The organism is Actinomycetospora sp. CA-101289, assembly GCF_050955895.1.
GTDB lineage: Bacteria > Actinomycetota > Actinomycetes > Mycobacteriales > Pseudonocardiaceae > Actinomycetospora.
Window position 1 is genome coordinate 3,175,247 of record NZ_CP192093.1, and the last position, 14,563, is coordinate 3,189,809.

The 14,563-nt window shown below is 77.8% G+C and carries 17 protein-coding genes; 4 read left to right on the forward strand and 13 right to left on the reverse strand.

The annotated features are described in order from the left end of the window. Positions 1–4: 4 nt before the first annotated feature. Genes ACQPX6_RS15890 through ACQPX6_RS15915 form a run of 6 tightly spaced genes read right to left on the reverse strand, consistent with a single transcriptional unit; the run spans position 5 to position 5,687 of the window. Positions 5–1,051, reverse strand: a complete 1,047-nt coding sequence (locus ACQPX6_RS15890; RefSeq protein WP_433781179.1) for an FAD-dependent monooxygenase — start codon at positions 1,049–1,051, stop codon at positions 5–7. Further along, on the reverse strand, positions 1,048–1,584 hold the full coding sequence (locus tag ACQPX6_RS15895) for an isoprenylcysteine carboxyl methyltransferase family protein (protein WP_433781181.1): 537 nt from the start codon (positions 1,582–1,584) through the stop codon (positions 1,048–1,050). The genes ACQPX6_RS15890 and ACQPX6_RS15895 overlap by 4 nt, the downstream gene beginning before the upstream one ends. Further along, positions 1,581–2,657, reverse strand: a complete 1,077-nt coding sequence (locus ACQPX6_RS15900; protein WP_433781182.1) for a type III polyketide synthase — start codon at positions 2,655–2,657, stop codon at positions 1,581–1,583. The genes ACQPX6_RS15895 and ACQPX6_RS15900 overlap by 4 nt, the downstream gene beginning before the upstream one ends. Further along, positions 2,645–3,796, reverse strand: a complete 1,152-nt coding sequence (locus tag ACQPX6_RS15905) for an NAD(P)/FAD-dependent oxidoreductase (protein WP_433781183.1) — start codon at positions 3,794–3,796, stop codon at positions 2,645–2,647. Before ACQPX6_RS15905 ends, ACQPX6_RS15900 begins: the two co-directional genes overlap by 13 nt. Further along, on the reverse strand, positions 3,793–4,617 hold the full coding sequence (locus ACQPX6_RS15910) for a UbiA family prenyltransferase (RefSeq protein ID WP_433781184.1): 825 nt from the start codon (positions 4,615–4,617) through the stop codon (positions 3,793–3,795). Before ACQPX6_RS15910 ends, ACQPX6_RS15905 begins: the two co-directional genes overlap by 4 nt. A gap of 8 nt (positions 4,618–4,625) precedes the next feature. Then, positions 4,626–5,687: an NAD-dependent epimerase/dehydratase family protein gene (locus tag ACQPX6_RS15915; RefSeq protein ID WP_433781185.1), complete on the reverse strand. Its 1,062-nt coding sequence runs from the start codon at positions 5,685–5,687 to the stop codon at positions 4,626–4,628. Positions 5,688–5,796: 109 nt separating this feature from the next. Between ACQPX6_RS15915 and ACQPX6_RS15920 the strand changes: the two genes are divergently transcribed. Continuing rightward, entirely contained in the window at positions 5,797–7,836 is a 2,040-nt protein-coding gene (locus tag ACQPX6_RS15920) for a SpoIIE family protein phosphatase (protein ID WP_433781186.1), read from the forward strand. Here ACQPX6_RS15920 and ACQPX6_RS15925 read toward each other — a convergent pair whose 3' ends face one another. Then, positions 7,837–8,427, reverse strand: a complete 591-nt coding sequence (locus tag ACQPX6_RS15925; protein WP_433781188.1) for an ANTAR domain-containing protein — start codon at positions 8,425–8,427, stop codon at positions 7,837–7,839. Between the two features lie 202 nt (positions 8,428–8,629). On the opposite strand from ACQPX6_RS15925, the gene ACQPX6_RS15930 reads away from it, so the two are divergent. Continuing rightward, positions 8,630–9,007 (forward strand): Rieske (2Fe-2S) protein, encoded by a 378-nt coding sequence (locus ACQPX6_RS15930; protein WP_433781190.1) that lies wholly within the window; start codon positions 8,630–8,632, stop codon positions 9,005–9,007. Between the two features lie 16 nt (positions 9,008–9,023). On the opposite strand, the gene ACQPX6_RS15935 is transcribed toward ACQPX6_RS15930, so the two are convergent. Continuing rightward, positions 9,024–9,539, reverse strand: a complete 516-nt coding sequence (locus ACQPX6_RS15935) for a MarR family winged helix-turn-helix transcriptional regulator (RefSeq protein WP_433781191.1) — start codon at positions 9,537–9,539, stop codon at positions 9,024–9,026. 166 nt (positions 9,540–9,705) lie between these two features. Then, positions 9,706–9,984 (reverse strand): hypothetical protein, encoded by a 279-nt coding sequence (locus ACQPX6_RS15940; RefSeq protein WP_433781192.1) that lies wholly within the window; start codon positions 9,982–9,984, stop codon positions 9,706–9,708. A gap of 89 nt (positions 9,985–10,073) precedes the next feature. On the opposite strand from ACQPX6_RS15940, the gene ACQPX6_RS15945 reads away from it, so the two are divergent. Together ACQPX6_RS15945 and ACQPX6_RS15950 are read left to right on the forward strand one after the other, a co-directional pair. Next, positions 10,074–10,313 carry a hypothetical protein gene (locus ACQPX6_RS15945; RefSeq protein ID WP_433781193.1) on the forward strand — a complete coding sequence of 80 codons (240 nt, stop codon included), beginning with the start codon at positions 10,074–10,076 and terminating at the stop codon, positions 10,311–10,313. A 10-nt stretch (positions 10,314–10,323) separates the two neighbouring features. Further along, on the forward strand, positions 10,324–11,214 hold the full coding sequence (locus ACQPX6_RS15950) for a TIGR03560 family F420-dependent LLM class oxidoreductase (RefSeq protein WP_433781194.1): 891 nt from the start codon (positions 10,324–10,326) through the stop codon (positions 11,212–11,214). A gap of 49 nt (positions 11,215–11,263) precedes the next feature. On the opposite strand, the gene ACQPX6_RS15955 is transcribed toward ACQPX6_RS15950, so the two are convergent. The 4 genes from ACQPX6_RS15955 to ACQPX6_RS15970 are packed head-to-tail and all read right to left on the reverse strand — an operon-like array spanning position 11,264 to position 14,552. After that, positions 11,264–12,037: an SGNH/GDSL hydrolase family protein gene (locus ACQPX6_RS15955; protein ID WP_433781196.1), complete on the reverse strand. Its 774-nt coding sequence runs from the start codon at positions 12,035–12,037 to the stop codon at positions 11,264–11,266. A 9-nt stretch (positions 12,038–12,046) separates the two neighbouring features. Continuing rightward, positions 12,047–12,412, reverse strand: coding sequence for a hypothetical protein (locus ACQPX6_RS15960; RefSeq protein ID WP_433781197.1), 366 nt, complete (start codon positions 12,410–12,412; stop codon positions 12,047–12,049). A 44-nt stretch (positions 12,413–12,456) separates the two neighbouring features. Next, complete coding sequence (locus ACQPX6_RS15965; RefSeq protein WP_433781198.1) at positions 12,457–13,377, reverse strand: RNA polymerase sigma-70 factor; 921 nt, start codon at positions 13,375–13,377, stop codon at positions 12,457–12,459. Next, a complete protein-coding gene (locus ACQPX6_RS15970) occupies positions 13,374–14,552 on the reverse strand; it encodes an NAD(P)/FAD-dependent oxidoreductase (RefSeq protein WP_433781199.1) in 1,179 nt (392 codons plus the stop codon). The genes ACQPX6_RS15965 and ACQPX6_RS15970 overlap by 4 nt, the downstream gene beginning before the upstream one ends. Positions 14,553–14,563: the final 11 nt, after the last annotated feature.

Genomic DNA, 14,563 nt, shown 5'->3' on the forward strand with positions numbered 1-14,563 from the left:
CAGGTCACGCTGCGTCGACGGGGCGGGCGAGCCCGTTGACCGCGCCGTCGAACAACGGGGGCAGCAGCCGGGCGAGCGGCACCAGCGCGCGCCGCGCCGGGCGCGGCCGGGTGCCGAGCAGCAGGGCGCCGGTCAGCCAGCGGTAGCGTCGGGTCAGCCGCACCCAGTCGCGCTCGTAGCGCGGCGCCGCCCCGTCGGTGATCGCCCGGACCGCAGCCCCGGCCTGGGCGAACGCCAGCGCCAGCCCCTCGCCGGTCAGGGCGTCGACGTAGCCCGCGGCGTCGCCGACCAGCAGCACGCGCCCGGCCACCCGTCGTCGGGCGCCCTGGCGCAGCGGGCCCGCGCCCCGGACGTCGCCGGCGGGCTCGGCGTCGGTCAGCAGCGCGGCGAGCGAGGGCAGCGCCCGCACCCGCGTGTCGAACGAGCCCTTGCTGGTGGCGAGCACGGCCACGCCGACGAGGTCGTCGGCCACCGGGGTCACGTAGCCCTCGACCTCGGGCGCCCAGTGCACCTCGACGAACGGCGACCAGGGCGCGGTGCGGAAGTGCCGGCGCAGCCCGTAGCGGCGGTACCGGGCGGGCGCGGTGTCGAGGCCGAGCGCGCGGCGCAGGGGCGAGTGCAGCCCGTCGGCGGCCACGACGTGGCGGGCGCGCACGTCGTCGACCGACACCCCGTCGTCGTCCTGGCGCAGCTCGCCCACCGCCCGCTGCTCGATCCGCGCGCCGGCCGCGGTCGCCGCGTCCGACAGGGCGCCGTGCAGCGTGGTGCGCCGGATCCCCCGGCCCGCTGCGCCGTCGCGGAAGGCGGCGTCGGCGGACCGGTCGCCGCCGACGTAGCGGATGCCGTGGAAGGCGTGCCCGGGCGGGTCGACGCCGAGCTCCTGCAGCGCGGCGAGCGCCCCGGGCATGAGGCCCTCGCCGCAGGCCTTGTCCACCGCGCCGGGGCGCGGCTCCCAGACCTCGACGTCCAGGCCCGCGCGGGCGGCGTGCAGGGCGGTGACCAGGCCGGCGGGCCCGCCGCCGGCGACGAGCAGGTCGACGTGGCGGGTCACGCAGGCACCGCCGCGGACTCGACGGCGGACCGCAGCGCCGCCCGCTCGGCCCGCAGCCGCACGGTGAGCAGGGCCGCGTTCGCCACCGTGAACACGGCCGCCGTGATCCACGCGCCGTGCACCAGCGGCAGCGCGAGGCCCTCGACGACCACCACCGCGTAGTTGGGGTGGGCGAGCCACCGGTACGGCCCGGACCGCACCAGCGGCATCCCGGGCACCACGATCACGCGGGTGTTCCAGCGCGGCCCGAGCGCCCGGACGCACCACCACCGCACGCCCTGGCACGCGATCACCAGCGCGAGCATCGGCCACCCCAGCGCGGGCACGAACGGCCGGCCGGCGAGCCACACCTCGGCGACGCAGCCGGCCAGGAACGCGGTGTGCAGCACGATCATCGCCGGGAGGTGCCCGCGCCCGGTCTCGACGCCGCCGCGCGCGAACGCCCAGGAGGCGTTGCGCCGGGACACCGCCATCTCGCCGAGGCGCTGCACCCCGACGGCGACGACGAGCAGGGTGTAGAGGACGGCGCTCACGCGGATGCCCGCAGCAGCACCAGCTCGGAGCAGAACCCCGGCCCCATGGCCAGCATCAGCCCGTACGACCCGGGCCGCGGCGGCCGCGTGGCCAGGGTGTCGGCCAGGACGTGGAGCACCGACGCCGAGGACAGGTTGCCGATGCGGCGCAGCGAGTCCCAGGTGACGGCGAGCGCCTCGCGGTCGACGCCGAGCGCGTCCTGCAGGGCCTCGAGCACCTTCGGCCCGCCGGGGTGCGCGACGTACCACCCGACGTCCTCGGGACGCAGGCCCTGGTCGGCGAGGAAGCGGCGCACGTCGTCACCCAGGTAGCGGCGCACGACGTCGGGGACGGCGCTGTCGAGCACGATCTTCAGCCCGCCCGCGCCGACGTCCCAGCCCATCGTGCGCTCGGAGTCGGGGTAGAGCCGGCTGCGCGCGGCCAGCACCTCGGGCTGGGCCCGGCGCTCGTCGGCGAGCTGCTCGGCCCGCCGCGCGCCCGCCGCCACCACGGCCGCGGCCCCGTCGCCGAAGAGCCCGCTGGCCACGAGGTTGGGCATCGAGGTGTCGTCGCGCTGCAGGGTCAGCGAGCAGAGCTCGACGCTCATGAGGACGGCGACGGCGTCGGGGTGGCCGACGAGGTAGTCGTGCAGGCGGGCGACGCCGGCCGCCCCCGCGACGCAGCCGAGGCCGACGATCGGCACGCGCACCACGTCGTCGCGCAGCCCGATCAGCGCCGCGACGCGGGCGTCGAGCGACGGGACGGCGAGGCCCGTGACGGTGGCCGACACGATGAGGTCGACGTCGCAGGGCGCGAGGTCGACGGCCTTGAGCGCGTCCACCACGGCGCGGGCGCCCAGCTCGACGCCGGTCGCGATGAACGCGTCGTTGGCCTCGCCGAAGTCGCGCAGCGCCGCGTAGCGCTCCAGCGGCAGCGCGGTGTGGCGGGTGTCGACGCCCGCGTTGCGGTGCAGGCGGTCGAGCACCCCGCGGTTGACGACGCCCGAGAGCATCGTGGTCGCGAAGGACTCGGTGATCTCCTCCTGCCGGTACCGGTGGTCGGGGAGCGTGCCCCGGACGCTCAGGACGCGCATGGTCGTCTCTCCTCCAGGAGCGAGGTCACCAGGCCGCGCACGACGGCCGGCGTGATCCGGCCGCGGGCGAGCCCGAGCTCGACGAGGTCGTCGAACACTCGCTGGTCGGCCGCCGAGGCGCGCAGCCCCGCGTCCAGCATCGGCGCGCTGCGGCTCAGCCGCCCGGCGGCGGCGGTGTGGCGCAGGTGCGGGAAGAGGTGGGCGCGGGCGTCGCGGGCGTACCGGCGCCCGGCGGTCTCCGGGCGTCCCGCCGCGAGGGCGCGCGCGGCAGCCCGGCCGGCGGCGATGCCCGTGGCCACGGCGTAGTAGATGCCCTCGCCGGTCATGGGGTTGACCAGCCCCGCGGCGTCGCCGACCAGCAGCACCCGGCCCGCCGGCGGGCGCCAGCGCAGCCCCGAGAGCGGCAGGTGGTGGCCGCGCCAGTCGCCGGCGTCGCGGGTGGCGCCGGGCAGCAGGCTCTCGAGGTGCCCGATCAGCTCGGCCTTGCTCGGCAGCTGCCCGTCGCCGAGGACCTCGCCGTAGCCGACGTTGGCGTACCCGTCGCCGCGGTCGAACGACCAGGCGTACGACGGCTGGCGGGCGGTGCCGAACGCGATCACCTGGGCGCCCTCGCGGCCGGGGGTGATCGGGGCGTAACCGCGCAGGGCCAGCGCCGTCGTGCCCCGCGCCCACCCGAGACGCCGGCGCAGCACCGAGCGCGCCCCGTCGGCGCCGACGACCACCGGGGCCGCGATCGCACCGTCGAGCACGACGCCGTCCCCGATCGCCACCTCGCGGACCCGGTGGCGCACCAGCTGGGCGCCGGCGGCCTGCGCGGCCACCACGAGGCGGGCGTCGAGGACCGCGCGCGGCACCACGTACGACGGGCGCGCCATGGTCCGCTCGGCGCCCCGCCCACCCCGGTCGAGGCGCAGGCGGGTCGCCGGCACGCGGTCGTCGAGCAGGCCCGTGACCCCGACCTCGGCGAGCCGGTCGAGCACGTGCGGGGCCACGCCGTCGCCGCAGGCCTTGTCGCGGGGGAAGTCGTCGCGGTCGAGCAGCGCCACCCGCAGCCCCGGGTCGGTGTGCAGGGCCCCGAGCGCCGTGGCCGTCCCGGCGGGCCCCGCACCGACGATCACGAGGTCGTGGGTCGCCGTCATCCGGCGGCCACGAGCAGCACGACGTCGAGCAGGGCGATCGCCATCGCGGCGCGGAAGGGCCCGCGTCCGCGGCCGATCAGGGCGACCGCCGCGAGGGCGGCGACCGCGAGCAGCACGAGCCAGACCCACGCCGCGGGCGCGCCGGCGGGGCCGAACGCGGCCAGCACCGACGCCGCGACGAGCAGCCCGGCGGCCAGGGGGCGTGCGGTCCGCTCCCCCAGCCGGTGGGGCAGGCCGCGCACGCCGGTGCGCAGGTCGTCGGCGAGGTCCGGCAGGGCGTTGACCACGTGCGCGCCGACCCCGAGCGTCGCGCCGGCGGCGAGCATCCACCACGGCGGCCACGCGGGCGGCGCGCCGGCCAGCGACACGACGGCCGGCAGCGTCCCGAACGTCACCGCGTAGGGCAGCCACGACAGGGCGGTGCGCTTGAGGCCGAGGTTGTAGGTCTGGCCCGCGCCGATGCCGAGCACCAGGTGCACGACGCCGCTGCGCCACCCCGCGGCCAGCGAGAGCACGACGCAGGCGAGGGCAGCGACGACGAGCGTCGCGGTGACGGCGCCCGCCCCGACCCGACCCGTGGCCAGCGGCTTGTCGGTGCGCCCGACCGCGCGGTCGCGGCGGGCGTCGAGCAGGTCGTTGGCGAAGCCGAGGGTCAGGTGCCCGGTGAAGACGGCGAGCGTGACGACGACCGCCGTGCCCGGTGTGAGCCCGGCGTCGACGGCCAGCAGCGCGGCGACCGTCGCGACCGCGAGCGCCGGCCCCGGGTGGGCGGCGGTGAGGAGGCCGCCGGCCCGGGGCGGCACCGAGATCACGCTCGTCACGGATCTCGTCACGGGCGCGACCGGCGGGCGACGTGCCCGTGGCGTGCGGCGTCGCGCAGGGTCTGGCCGACGGTGCGCCGCCGCAGCACGGCCGTCGGGCCGGAGGCGGTGGTGCGCATGCCCTCGACGACCTCGCGGAACACCGCGACGCCGTCCTTCGTCGGCGCCCAGTCGAGCTCGGTGCGCGCACGCGTCGAGTCGAGCAGGGGCAGGGCGAACGCCATGTCGAGCCAGCCGGTGTCGACCTGCTGCAGGCGCAGGTGCCACGCCGCCGACGCCACCACGCGCAGCGCCGCGGACGGCACGTGCACCAGCCGGGCGCCGAGCACCCCGGCGATGTCGGCGGCCGTCAGCGGTGTCGCGGACGCGAGGTTGAACGCGCCGGCCGCCTTGCGGTCGAGCACCCGCGCCACGGCGTCGGCGACGTCGTCGGCGTGCACCACCGAGACCGCGAGGCCCCGGTCCAGCGGCAGGATCGGCAGGAAGTCCAGTGCCCGGGCCGGGACGATGCCCGGCACGCCGTAGCGCAGCAGCGCGCTGCCGGCGGAGCGCTGGCCCACGATGCCGGGCCGCAGCCGCGTCACGGTGGGGATCGTCCCGCGGCTCTCGACGTCGTCGAGCATCTTCTCCGCGGCGGCCTTGTGCCGGCTGTAGCGCGAGGTCGGGACGCCGTCGTGCGGCCAGTCCTCGGCCACCGGGGTGTCGTCGCGGCGGGGGGCGTAGGTGCCCAGCGACGACATGTGCACCAGGTGCGGCACGCCCGCCGTCGCCGCCGCGGCCACGACGCGCCGGGTGCCGCCGACGCCGAGCTCGCGCAGGTAGGCGAGGTCGTGCGAGGGCTGGAACCCCCACGCGAGGTGGACGACGGCGTCGGCGCGCGCGAAGGCCTCGGCGAGGTCGTTGGCGGAGTCGGCGGTGAGGTCGATCGACCGCCACTCCGCGGGCTCCCCCTCGATCGGGGCGTCGGGGATCCGGCGGGCCACGCCGATCACCTCGTGGTCGTCGCGGGCGAGCCGGCGCAGGACCGCCGTGCCCACGTTGCCGGTCGCGCCGGTCACGGCGATGCGCATCGTGCCTCCCCAGGGCTCGCGAACCCGCCTGGTGTCCCCGGCGTCCCCGCACCCCACACACCGGTGTCGCGGGGTTTGCGCCACGCCGCCCGCGGGGCACCGGGGCGGGATGGCGGACGGGCCGGGCGAGGCGTCACGGCGCCGGACCGGTGATCGCGACGCCGTGTGGGAGGCGTTCGAGCAGTTCCCGGTCGCGCTGGTCGCCTTCGCGGGCCCCGAGCACCGCGTCACGGCCGTCAACCAAGCGTACCGGGCCCTGGTCGGGCGCACCGGCTTCGTCGGCCGGACGGTGCGTGAGGTGCTCCCCGAGGTCGAGGGCCAGCAGCTGGTCGAGCTGCTGGACCGCGTGTACGCGACGGGCGAGCCGGAGGTCGGGCGCGAGTGGCGCCTCCAGCTGGACGACGGCGACGGGGCCCTCCGGGAGAGCTGGGTCGACTTCGTCGTCTCCGCCCGGCGCGGCCCCGACGGCGCGGTCACCGGGGTGCTCGGCTCCGTCACCGACGTGACCGAGCAGGTGCGGCGGCGCCACGAGGCGCAGGCCCGCGCGGCGGACGCCGAGCAGCGATTCGCCGCGGCCCGGGACGTCATGGCGACGCTGCAGCGCGAGCTGCTGCCCCCGGGGCTGCCCGTGCTGCCCGCGGTGCAGATCGCGGCCAGCTACCTGCTCGCCGACGCGGGGACGACCGCCGGCGGTGACTGGTTCGACGCGCTGGCGCTGCCCGACGGCCGGGTGGTGCTCGTGGTGGGCGACGTCGTCGGCCACGGGGTGGTGGCCTCGGCGACGATGGGCCAGCTCCGGGCGGTGCTTGGCGAGCGGCTGCGGGCCACCGACGGCGACGTCACCGCGGCGCTCGCGGCCGTCGACCGGGTGGCCGACCACCTGCCCGGCGCCCGCGCGGCCACCGTGTGCGCGGCGGTCCTCGACCCCGCCGACGGCGCGCTGACCTACGCGACCGCCGGCCATCCGCCCCCGCTGCTGGTGCCCGCCGCCGGCGAGGCGCGCTACCTGTCCCCCACCGGCGGCGGACCGCTGGGCACCGGCGCGGCGTTCCCGGCGGCCCGGGCGCGGCTCGCGGTGGGCGACCTGCTGCTGGTCTACAGCGACGGCGTCCTCGAGCGCCCCGGACGGGACCCGCGCAGCAGCGGCGTCGAGCTGGCCCGGGTGGCCGCCGACACCGCGGCGGGACGGTCGTTCGCGGCGGACGGCGAGTCCCCGGCCGAGCGAGTCTGCACCCAGGCGCTCGAGCTGCTGGTGCGCGCCACCGGCCACGCCGACGACATCACCCTGCTCGCGACCGGCCGTCGCGAGCCGGTCGCCGACCTCGCGCTCACCGCGCCGGCCGAGCCCCGCACGCTCGCCGCCGTGCGCCGCGAGCTGCGGGGATGGCTGCGCGCGCTCGGCGCCGGCGAGGACACCGTCTCCGACGTCGCCCACGCGGTCGGCGAGCTGGTGACCAACGCCGTCGAGCACGCCTACCCCGACGACGGCCCCCGGCGCGCCGACCCCGACGCCGTGCGCCTGGACGCCACGTTGTCGCCGACCGGGGTGCTGCGGCTGGCGGTGCACGACCGCGGTCGCTGGCTCGACCCCCGACTCGACCCCGACGCCACCCCTCGCGACCCCGGCCCGCTTCCCGGCGCCGACCGCGGCCGGGGCCTGGAGATGTCGACGGCCCTGATCGACGCGCTCACCGTCGACCGCGGCCCCGACCGGGGAACCACCGCCACCGTCGAGCACCGCCTCACCCGCCCGGCGCGGCTGCTCACGACCGTCGACCTGTTCGCCGACGCCCCGGCCCGCGACGCCGACCGCGACGACCCGACGCTCCTGCTGGTCCTCGACGAGCCCCCGGACCGCGCGCACGAGGGTCCCCGCGTGCGGGTCGACGGGCCGGTCGACGCCGTCACGGCCGACCAGCTGCACACCGCCCTGGTGCACCGCACCCGCGGCGGCACCCGGCCGTTGACCGTCGACCTCACCGGGGTGACCCACCTCGGCAGCGCCGGGGTCGCCGCGCTGTTCGCGGCACGCCGGTCCGCGCTGCGCGGTGCCGACGGGGAGCCGGCCCTCGTGCTCCACGCGCCGGTGGGCAGCGTCGCCGACCACGTCCTGACCCTGGTCGGACTCCCCCACGTCACCGGCAGCTGATCAGCGGGCGGAGATCTGCAGCCACTCCCGCGTCGCGTCGACGGCCCGGGCGCGGGCCCCGTCGCGGTCGGTACCGTCCGGGGCCGCGGCCGTCAGCCGGTCGGCGAGATCGCGCAGCTTGGTGTTGTGCTCCTGCGACAGGGTGCGCAGGACGGTGAACGCCTCCTCGGCGTCCAGGCCGAACCGGCCCATGAGCATCCCCTTGGCCTGCTCGATGACGGGCAGGCTCGCCCGGGCGCGCTCGTGGTCGCGGACCTTGAGGCGCAGCTCGTCGAGGAGGGTCTCGGCGCTCGCGGTGCCCACGGCGTGGTCGAGGTCCGGGTAGAGCGGCAGCCGGCGGCCGAGCTCGGTGCCGGCCAGCACGCGGCGCACGGGGGCGTCGGCGCAGATCAGCCGCAGGTCGAGGCCGGCGTCGTGGCACGCGCGCTGGGCGCGCAGCAACGCCGTCAACCCGGCCGCGGCGACGCTGCGCACCCGGGCGAGGTCGACCACCACCGTGGTCAGGCCCTCGCCGCGCGCGGCCAGCACCGCGTCGACGGCGTCCCGCAGCGCGTCCGCCGTCGCCCCCTCGAGGTCCCCGGTGGGGTGCACCACCCGCACCGCGCCGCCCGCTCGTCCGTCCGTCCCTGATCTGCACCACGTCGCGCCCGCATCTGCCGCATGCGTCCGCCGGCGACCCCACGTCTCGAGGCCCACCGACCCGTCACGTGGCGCGGCCGCGGCCGCACCCCCGGGGCGGGACGCTACCGGGTCGGCAGGGTTGGGGTCCCGGCCTGGCGCCCAACCCCCGCGCATGACGCACGCAGAGGACGCCACCGACACCTCCGGCTGGACCGAGATCGCCGAGCCGGCCCCGGGCGAGGTCCGCCGGGTCGGGCAGTGGGCGGTGGGGACGAGCCGCGGCGAGCCGTTCGCGGTGTCGCGGCGCTGCCGCCACCAGCTGCGCGACCTCTCCGACGGCCACGTCGACGCCGAGGGCTGCCTGGTGTGCCCGTGGCACGGCGCGCGCTACGACACGGGCAACGGCGAGATGGCCGAGGGCCCCAAGGGCATCGCGTTCTACGTCGGGCCGACCCCCGGCTACACCCAGCTCGTGCGTGCCCTGGCCCGGTGGGTGCCGCTGCGCCTCGGGCGCGCGGTGCGCCGCGGGCGCTCGCTGTTCGTGCGCTGACCCCCGTCGGGCGAGGTCAGCGGGCGACCTCGTCCGCGCCGCCACCGTCTGTGGCGCGCAGCGTGCGGTACCCGGGGTGCACCCCGGGGGTCAGGCCCCGGTCGGCGGCGACCCGCGAGAGCAGGGCGTACAGGGTCGCGCGCTCGTCGGGGTCGAGGGCGGCGAGCACGGCGTCGTCGTGGGCGGTCGCCACGCGCGCGATGTCGGCCATGAGCGCGTCCCCGCGCTCGGTGAGGTGGACCGCGTGGAGGCGCCGGTCGCGGGGATTGCGGCGGCGTTCGACCAGTCCCCGCTCCTCCAGGCCGTCGACCAGCGCGACCAGCCGGGTGGCCGGCGTGCCCAACAGGTCGGCGAGGGCCTGCTGGCTGCTCCCGGGGCTGCGTGCGATCGCCCGCAGCAGGCCCGTCTGGGGCGGGGTCAGGTCGAGCTCGCCGATGCGCTCGGCGAAGGCCTGCGCGCTGTGGGTGCCGAGCTGCGTGAGCAGGAACGCCCCGCCGACGACGGGCAGGCCCGCCCGCTCCTCCGATGCCACGGGCTGACCGTATCGCTTGACAATCCGTCCCGCCATGCAACCCTTACAATTCGTCATGATTATACGAGGGAAGGAGTCGGGCGATGACCACCACCGCACCGGCCGGCAGGACGGCCACCACGCGACGCGGTACCGGGGGCCCGCCGCTGTGGGCGCCCGCGATCGCCTACGCGGGGCTGACGATCGCCGGCGCCGCGATGTACACCGGCCTGCGGCCCGGCGCGCCGGCGAGCGCGGTGCTGGCCGCCCAGCAGGCTGCGCCCGTGCTCGGCAGCGTCTCGGCGCTGCTGCTGTTCGCGTCGTCGGCGCCGCTGGCGGTGTGGAGCGCGTCGGTGTTCCAGCGCCTGCAGGTGCTCGGGGTGCGCGTCGCGGGTCCGGTGATCGGGCTGGTCGGCGGGGTGCTCGCCGCCGCGGCGGTCGCCGCCAGCGCGCTCGTGGCGGCCACGGCCGTCGCGGTCGCGCCGGGCGGCGACGCCGGGGCGGCCGCCGCCGCTGGCCCAGCTCGCGTTCCTCGCCGGCGGCCCCGGGTTCGCGGTGGCCTCGGCGCTGCTGCTCGCCGGCGTCGCGGTCCCCGCGCTGATCCTGCGGCTCGTGCCCCGCTGGCTGGCGATCACCGGGATCGTCCTGGCCGCATTCGGCGTGCTCGCCACGCTCAGCGTCGCCGTCCTCGCGGTCGCGCCGGCGCTGCCCGTCGTCCGGTTCGGCGGCCTGCTGTGGTTCCTCGCCGTCAGCGTCGCCCTGCCGCGCCACCGCCACCGCGCCACCACGGCCTGAGGAGGCGGACGTGCACGTCAGCATCTCGATCACCGACGTCTCGGGGACCGAGCCCGCCGGCCTGGCGGGCCACCTCGTCGACACCGCCCGCGCCGCCGACGACGCGGGCCTGGACACCCTGTGGGTGGCGGACCACCTGCTGCAGGCCATCCCCGGCACGTCCGTCGACGACCCGGTGCTCGAGGCCTTCACCACCCTGGGCTTCCTCGCGGCCCACACCCGACGGCTGCGGCTCGGCACCCTGGTCGCCGGGGTGACGTTCCGCCCGCCCGCCCTGCTGATCAAGGCCGTGACCACGCTCGACGTCCTGTCCGGCGGCCGGGCCTGGCTCGGGGTCGGCGCCGGGTACCACCAGGAGGAGGCCGAGGCCACGGGCCTGCCGCTGCCGCCGACGCCGGAGCGCTTCGGCCATCTCGAGGACACGCTGCGCCTGGCCCAGCAGATGTGGCGCGGCGACACCTCGCCGTTCACCGGCACCCACCACCGCGCCGCCCACCCCGTCTCGAGCCCGGCGCCGCTGACCCGGCCGCGGCCGCCGATCCTCGTCGGCGGAATGGGCGAGCGACAGACGCTGCGCCTGGTCGCGCGGTACGCCGACGCCTGCAACCTCTTCGACATCCCCGACGGCGGGGCCACCCTGCGTCGCAAGCTCGACGTGCTCGCCGGGCACTGCGCGGCGATCGACCGGCCCTTCGACGAGATCCTCACGACGGTCAGCACGCGCCTGCAGCCCGACGAGCCCGCCGCGGCCTTCGTCGAGCGGTGCGCGGCGCTCGCGGACCTCGGGATCGACCACGCCGTCGTGATCACCGCCGGGCCCTGGACCGCGGCGCGGATCGACACCCTCGGTCGGGCCGCGGCCGACCTCGCGGGCGTCACCGCGCGGTCCCGCTCGGCCTGAGCCCCGGGCGTTCTCGGCGGCACAGGGCCAGATCGCCCACAGGTCGACGTCAGGTCCCCCGGGCCGCCACACCCGGGACCACCGCCACCCAGTCCGCGTGCTTCGCCGACGCCGTGTCGCCGGAGGAGATGCCCCGGACCCGCCGCCCGACCCACGGCAGCACGTGCTCGCGGTAGTAGGCCAGCTCGGCGCGGGTGCTGCGGGGCGGGTCGGCGGGCGCCGGATCGGCGTCGGCGTCGGTCGCCCCGTCCAGGATCGCGGCGAGCACGAGCCCCGCGACGCGCCGGTGCCCGGGGGCGCCGAGGTGCAGGCGGTCCGGCGACCAGTACCCCGGCCGGTGCAGCTCCGCGTCGTGGAAGGCGTCGACGAACGCCACCCCGTGCGCGGCGGCGAGCTCGGCGATGCTCGCGGTGAGGGCCTCGGCGCGCCGGCGCACCACGCGGCCCAGCGGGATGCCGCCGGACGGGTCGGCGCCGCTGATGAGCACCAGGCGGACGCCGGCCTCGGCGCAGCGGGCCACCACGGCGGCGGTGAGATCCGCGAGGTGGGCGAGGTCGGTGCGCGGGCGCAGCATGTCGTTGCCGCCGCCGTTGAGCGTGAGCACCGTCGGCGCCGGGCGCAGGGCCAGGGCCGCGTCGAGCTGGTCGGTCACGATCTCGCCGAGCAGGCGCCCGCGGACCGCGAGGTTGGCGTAGGAGATCGGGTGGCCCGCCGCCTCGGCGAGGCCGACCGCCACGTGGTCGGCCCACCCCCGCACGGACCCGTCGGGCTGCTCGTCCCCGACGCCCTCGGTGAAGCTGTCGCCGATCGCCGCGAAGTGCACGGGTGCAGGCTAGGCGCGCACGCCCCGCTGGCCGACCGCGCCGCGGAGCCCGACGCAGCCGATGCACCCCACGCAGTCGACGCAGTCCACGCACGCGATGCAGCCGACGCAGCGGCGGCACGCCACGCACGCGATCGTGCCCACGCACCGCTCGACGAGGACCCCGACGAGGGTCACGGCGCTGGCCGCGATGCCCACGCTCCCGCTGGTGGCGGCGCTGCCGGCGACCCCGACGCTGCCCGCGGTCGCCACGCTCCCGGCGACCGCGACGCTGCCCGCGGTGGCCACGCTGCCGACCACCGCGACACTGCCCGCCGTCGCCACGCTGCCGGCGACGGCGATGTTGTCGCCCGGGACGACGACGTGATCCTCCACACCCGCGAGCCTGCCCGAGCTCCGGGCACCCGACAAGGACGCGATCACGACCGCGGGCGGCGCCGCGCCTGGGCTTCGGCACGCAGCCGCCAGGCGTCCGCGACCGGGCCGAGGTGCTCGAGCTTGTCCGGGTTGACCACCGTGCGGATGGTCTGGATGCGGCCGTCGAGGACGTCGAGGGCCATGACGGCCACCACCGCGCCGTCGGCATCGCGCAGCACCGCACCCGGCTGGTCGTTCACCCGGTGCTGCTCCACGCCCACGAGCCCCTGCGCGAGCGACGCGAACCCCGCCACCAGCCGCGCCACGCGCGGCGCGCCGACCACCGGCCGGGTCAGCGCCGGGCCCTTGTCGCCGCCGTCGGCCACGGCCTGGACGTCGGCGGCCAGCAGCTCGGTCAGCCCGTCGACGTCGCCGTCGCGCAGGGCGTCGAAGAACCGGGTCGCCAGCTCCTCCCGCGCGCGGCGGTCGGCGTCGAACCGCGGCCGCCCCTGCTCCATGTGCCGGCGGGCCCGCACGGCGAGCTGGCGGCACGCCGCCTCCGAGCGCTCGACGGCCGCGGCGACCTCGGTGAAGCCGAACCCGAACACCTCCCGCAGCACGAACACCGCGCGCTCGAGCGGGCTGAGGCGTTCGAGGAGCAGCAGCGCCGCCATCGACACCGAGTCCGCCAGCTCCGCCGACCGCTCCGGGTCGGCGTACGGGTCGATCAGCAGCGGCTCGGGGAACCACGGCCCGACGTAGACCTCCCGCCGCACCCGGGCCGAGCGCAGCGTGTCGATCGCGATCCGGGTGACCACGGCCGAGAGGAACGACTTCACCGACACGGGCTCGGTCGCCGACGACTCGTAGCGCAGCCACGTCTCCTGCACGGCGTCCTCGGCCTCGCCGACGCTGCCCAGGATGCGGTAGGCGATCGCGAAGAGCAGCGGCCGCAGCGCGGTGAACTCCTCGGTGCGGGTCACGTCGCGGGACCCGTGACCGCGGCGTCGCGGGAACGGGCGGCGTGCGGCCAGCGCGCCGCACCCGGCAGCCGCCGCTCGAGGCCGACGGCGGCCACGACCCCGCGGACCTGGACCCACTTGGCCGCCACCGCGCCGCGCCCGATCACGGCCCGGCCCTGCGCCACGTCGGCCTTGTCGGTCGGCTGCAGCACGCCGTGGCCGCGTCCCAGGCTCACGCACCGCGCGGTGAACCCGAGGTCCAGCGCGCCGCCGGGTCCCAGCCCCAGCACCTCGGCGCGCAGCAGGTCGGCGGCGTGCGCGGCCGACGGGAACGCGTACTGGCACGACATGCTGTAGCGCTCGCCGCCCGGTCCGGGGGCGTGCCCGGCGTCGCCCACGGCCATCACCGACGGGTGCGAGACCGACCGCATCGTGGCGTCGGTGCGCACCGCCCCGCGGTCGTCGACGGCGATCCCGGCCTCGCGGGCCAGCGGCGGGGCCGCGAACCCCCCGCACCAGACGGTCAGCGCGGACGGCACCTCGCCGCCGCCGTCGAGCAGCAGCCGGCCGGGCTCGACGGCGCGCACGCGGGTGTCGCCGACGGCCTCCACCCCGAGCTGCCCGAGCGTCCGTTGCACGTGGTCCCGGCCCCGCGGGGTGAACCAGCCGCCGACCTCGCCCGCGGCCACCAGGCGCACCCGCGCGTCCGGGCGGGCCTCCGCCAGCTCGGCCACCGTCTCCAGCCCCGTGAACCCCCCGCCGACCACCGCGATGTCCGCCCCCGTCGGCGCCGTGGCCAGCGCGGGCCGCAGCCGGCGGGCGGACTCCAGGTCGCCGACGGCGTGGACGTGCTCGGCGCCGGGCACCGTCACGTCCGTGGTGCTCCCGGTGGCGAGGACGACCCGGTCGAACGCCACCTCGTTCATGCCGTCGGGCCCGGCGACCGTGGCCCGCCCGGCGTCGGGGTCGAGGGCGACGACCTGCCCCTCGACCAGGGTGACGCCCGTGCCCACCATGCTGCGCAGCGACGGCGCGGCGATCGGGCGCCCGACAGCGACCTGGTGCAGCCGCAGCCGGTTGACGAACCCCGCCCGCGGGTTCACCAGCGTCACCTCCACGCGCCCGGCCGACCGACCGGCCAGCCGCACCGCCGCCGTCGCCCCGGCGTAGCCGGCGCCGACGACCAGGACCCGCATCCTGCTCTTCC